This is a genomic window from uncultured Amaricoccus sp. (assembly GCF_937858865.1).
In the GTDB taxonomy this organism is placed as follows: domain Bacteria; phylum Pseudomonadota; class Alphaproteobacteria; order Rhodobacterales; family Rhodobacteraceae; genus Amaricoccus.
The window spans coordinates 1-4,575 of record NZ_CALLYO010000504.1 but is presented as its reverse complement, the minus strand read 5'-3'; the positions used below and the strand labels follow the sequence as shown (position 1 = coordinate 4,575).

Here is a 4,575-nt window from a genome sequence, read left to right as displayed (position 1 = left end):
GAAGACCTCGGCCGGCTGGCGGGCGTCGCCGCCGAGGCCGTGCTGGAAGAGGACGGGCGGGCCGGCGCCCTCGTCCTCGTAGGCGAGGGCGATGCCGTCGCGGGCGAAGCGGCTCACGCGATGGCGTCGCGGAGGAAGGCCGCGACCTCCGGCGCCTCGGCGGCGGCGAGGCCGTGGGTGACGAGGGGGCCGTCGAAGCCGGCGGCGCGGAGCGTGCGGACGAAGTGGCGGAAGTCGACGACGCCGCGGCCGGCGGCGGTGAAGCCGCCGTCGGCGGTGCGGTCCTTGGCGTGGGCCATGGCGATCGCCGGGCCGAGGAGGTCGGCGGCCTCTTCGACGAGGCGCCGGCGCGCGCGGGCGTCGGCTTGCTCGAAGAGGTTGGCGGGGTCGAGGACGATACGCAGGCGCGGGCTCCCGAAGGCGTCGAGCAGGCGGCAGGCCGTCGGGGCATCGGCGACGACGTTGGCGAGCTCGGGCTCGATGCCGAGGGCGATGTCGTGGGTCTCGGCGATAGTGAGGGCCTTTTCCATCTCGGCGAGGAGATCGTCCCAGGCGGCGCGGGCGGCGTTGTCGGGGTGCCAGCGCCACTGGTCGGCCGGGTCGCGGGTGCCGGTGCAGAGGGTGACGAGGCCCGTGCCCATCGGGCGGGCGGCGGCGGCGAGGACGGCGAGGCGGGCGAGGCCGCGGGCGCGCTTGGCCGGGTCGGGGTGGATCATGTTGTAGGTGCCGGAGACGGCGGCGATCCCGACACCGGTCGAGGCGGCGGCGGAGGCGATCTCGCCGGGCGCGCCGGCCGGGATGGCGTCGGGCATCGGCGGGAGGCCGAGGCAGGCGAGGTTGAACTGGGCGGTCTCGTAGCCGGCGGCGGCGACGGCGGCGAGCGTCGGGCGGGCGCCGCGGGTGTCGAAGGTCCTGGCGAAGATGCCGAGCCGCATCAGACCGGGCCCGTCGCGTCGGCGAGGGCGATCTCGCGGCGGGTGGCGGCCGAGCGGGCGACCGCCACCATCGCCCGCACCGAGGCGATGCCGTCCTCGAGGTCCGCGCCCCGCAGCGGCGCGCCGTGGAGGATGGTGTCGGCCAGGCCCTCGAGCTGGCGGCGGTAGAAGTGGCCATCGGCGCCGAGCGGGCGGTGCCAGCTGGCGTCGGCCTCGCGGAAGATGTCGACCTCGCTCGAGCGGTAGAACCAGGGGTTGAAGGTCCTGGCGACGACGCTGCCCTTCTCGCCGTAGAGCTGGAAGCCCTCGTGCCAGTCCATGCGCACGGCGACGGTGACGTCGAGCTGGCCCAGGGTGCCGTCGGCGAAGGTGACGGCGATGAGCCAGGAATAGGCGCCGAAACGTTCGGTGAGGCGGGCGTCGACCGCCTCGATCGGGCCGAAGAGGTGGCGGGCGAGATCGAGGAGGTGGCTGCCGTGGGCGAGCATGTAGTAGCGGCGGAGATCGGCCTTGGGGTCCTCCGCAGGCCGGCGGGCGCGCGCGCTCCTGACGATGAGGGGCTGCACCGCGTCGGTCATCGCGTAGCGGTGGGTGCTGTCGCAGTACCAGGCCTTGAGCGCGAGCCGCTGGCCCATCTCCGCCTCGACGAAGGCCTTGGCGGCCTCGATGCCGGCGTCGAAGCGCTTCATGTGGCCGACCTGCAGCATGCGGCCGGAGCGGGCGAGGAGGGGGCGGAGGCTCTCGACCTCCTCGACCGAGACGCCAAGCGGCTTCTCGCAGAGGACGTGCTTGCCGGCCTCGAGCGCCATGGCGGCGGCGCGGACGTGGAAGGCGTCGGAGGTGGCGACGATGACGGCGTCGAGCGCGGGGTCGGCGAGCATCTCGGCATAGTCGGCATAGGCCCTCGCCGGTGCCCAGGTCGCGGCCATGCGGGCGCGCAGGTCGTCGGCCACGTCGCAGATGGCGTGGAGCTCGGTGTTGCGCCCCTTGGCGGCGCTCTCGAAATGCGCCGCCTGGGCGATCGGGCCGCAGCCGAGCACGCCGACCCGGAGGCGCCTGTCGTCCTTGCCTGGCATCGGGGCCTCCCTCGGGGCGAGCGATTCCGCCGCCACTATCGGCCGGAGCGGCGGCGGGGCTCAAGCCCCGCGGCGCGGGCGGTCGGCAACCGGGCGCGGCGGGCGCCGGCCTCTCGAAAAGGGGGGTGCGCCTACCGAATAGGACTAGGCGGGGCGCGATCTGAGGGGATGTGTTGGTTGCGGTGCGTCGTATCGATGGAGCTTACCAAGGAAATCGCGCCGGGATCTTGGCATGCGAACTCTCATCGACCGGGTCGCGGTGATCAGTGACGACCTCGAGGACGGGGGCGGGGCGTCCGCCATCGCGCTCGCGTCGATCCGGCAGCTGCAGCGGCTCGGCATCCCGGTGGCAATGCTGGCCGGCGGCGCGCCTGCGATCGCGGCGCGCCAGGGGGACGAGGTGGTCGCGCTCGGGGGACGCCATCTGCTCGAAGGCGGCCGGGCGCGGGCGGCAGTGCGCGGCCTCCATGACGGGCAGGTCCGCGCCCATCTTGCCGAATGGATCGCGGCGAACGACACGCCCCGCACGATCTACCACCTGCACAACTGGCACAAGGTGCTGTCGCCATCGTGCTTCGCCCCCCTGCGGCAGGTCGCCGACCGCCTCGTCGTGTCGACGCACGACTTCTTCCTGAGCTGCCCCAACGGCGGCTATTTCGATTTTCGCCGGCGGGCCGTCTGCGACCTGGTGCCGCTTTCGACCGGCTGCCTGCTGGCGAACTGCGACAAGCGCCACTACGGCCACAAGGCATGGCGGGTTGCCCGCCACCTGGCGCGCGAAGCGCTCTTCGACTTCCGGCGGGAGCCGGCCACCGTCCTCGCGGTGCATGAGGGCATGGCACCGCTCCTCGCGCGGCGCCGCATCCCGGCCGAAGCGATCCGGGTGCTCCGCAACCCGGTGACGCCTTGGCGGGACAGGCGGATCGAGGCGGAACGCAACCGCGCGCTGCTCTACGTCGGCCGCCTCGAGCTCGACAAGGGCGTCGACACGCTCGCCCTTGCGGCGCGGCGGCTCGGAGCGAGGCTGCGGATCGTCGGCGACGGCCCGCTGGCCGCCGAGCTCCCGGCCCTGTGCCCCGGCGTCGAGATGCTCGGGCGGCAACCCCCCGAGGCGATCGGCGAGATCGCCGCATCGGCGCGGCTGATCGTCCTGCCCACGCGGGTGCGGGAGACCTTCGGGCTCGTGGCGCTCGAGGCGGCCATGAGCGGGCTTCCGGTCGTGTCGTCGACCTCGGCGCTCGTCACCGACGAACTCGTCGCGCACGGCATCGGCCGGTGCTGCGAGCCCGACGATCCGGAGGCCCTGGCCGGGCGCCTCGCCGCCCTGCTCGACGACGATGCCGCCGTCGAGGCGATGAGCCGCCGCGGCTTCGCCGGGGCGCGTGCGCTCGCCCCGACGGAGGAGCAATGGGGCGCGCATCTCGTCGACCTCTATGCACAAACCCTCGCGCGCGCCGCCATCGATGGTTCGCCCCGAGCCTCGGCGACGAGCTGCGTGGATGACGGAGGACTGCGGCCAAGGCCGATCGCCAGCGGAATGGGCAGTCGCGGCGCGGAGGCGGTAGCCGAGACCGGCCTTGACCGGAGCAAGCAGCTCCGTGGCCTCGCCACGCGCTAGGGCCGCAAGCCCGACCATCATCTCGCGGGCGTCGACCTCGTTGCTGTCCGCACCCGCTCGCCCACGACCGGACGCACCCTGACGGAAGGCTAGCGGTTGGCGGCATTCAGGACCTGCACGCTCCGGGCGCTCAGGTGTTCGGCCAGCCGCAACGCCAGCGCGACCGCGGCAAAGGTCGGGTGTGCTTGACTGCCGGTCGGCAGGACGCCGGTGCTGGCGACCCAGAGATTTCGCACTCCATGGACCGCCAGGTTGCTGTCGACCACGCCATCCCGAGGGCTGTCCGACATTCGGGTCAGCCCGATCTGGTGGTACCCGTCCCTTGCCTGCGAGCGAACGTGGGAGGCCGCCTGCGAGGGCGCGCACATCCAGCTCAGGTGACCCCAACGTTCATCCCGGACCAGACGGTCGAGCACATTGTGCGCCGCGACCACCGAGTCGATGTCCGCGTCCGTGAAACGCAGGTCGACGCGCGGCAGCGGCACGCCGTTGGCGTCCCGCCGTTCGGACAGCGTAACGCGGCTGTCCGGATTGGGGAGCTGCTCCGAGTGGTAGCGCAGTGCGAAGATCTGGCGTGGGTTGGGGTAGTAAAGGCCCGGCGGGCGTTGCGCGCGCTCCGCTCTCTGGTGGAGGATTTCCGCCAACCCGAATCCGGTGCCAACCGGGTCGGTCAGGATGTTGAGCAGATGGCGCCCGACGTTCACGCGATTTCCGGGCGGCCCTGCAATGTAGCCGGGCAAATAGTGCCGCATGTACTGCAGGGTGTGGTGCCGGGCGCTGAGTCCCAGATGGAGCGCGGACAGGGCGCCGGATTTCATGCCGGCGTCCTCCAGGGGAAAGTTGCCGGGCACGAAGTAGATGTTGAGGAGTTGGTTCGCGTCGAGGACCTCAGGCGCGAAGGTGATCCGGCGGCGAAAGTAGGTGCCGGCCTCGGAGCGAAGGAAGG

The 4,575-nt window shown here is 72.5% G+C and carries 4 protein-coding genes; 1 reads left to right on the top strand and 3 read right to left on the bottom strand.

What is annotated here, in order from left to right:
* Window positions 1–113: 113 nt before the first annotated feature.
* Entirely contained in the window at window positions 114–935 is an 822-nt protein-coding gene (locus Q0112_RS14725; protein WP_297976560.1) for a sugar phosphate isomerase/epimerase, read from the bottom strand.
* Window positions 935–2,011, bottom strand: coding sequence for a Gfo/Idh/MocA family oxidoreductase (locus tag Q0112_RS14720; RefSeq protein ID WP_297976559.1), 1,077 nt, complete (start codon window positions 2,009–2,011; stop codon window positions 935–937). The genes Q0112_RS14725 and Q0112_RS14720 overlap by 1 nt, the downstream gene beginning before the upstream one ends.
* 232 nt (window positions 2,012–2,243) lie before the next feature.
* Here Q0112_RS14720 and Q0112_RS14715 point away from each other — a divergent pair, with 232 nt between their 5' ends.
* Complete coding sequence (locus tag Q0112_RS14715) at window positions 2,244–3,629, top strand: glycosyltransferase family 4 protein (protein ID WP_297976557.1); 1,386 nt, start codon at window positions 2,244–2,246, stop codon at window positions 3,627–3,629.
* Window positions 3,630–3,718: 89 nt separating this feature from the next.
* Here Q0112_RS14715 and Q0112_RS14710 read toward each other — a convergent pair.
* Window positions 3,719–4,575: GMC family oxidoreductase (locus tag Q0112_RS14710; RefSeq protein ID WP_297976556.1), on the bottom strand; the 857-nt coding region annotated here is incomplete at its 5' end.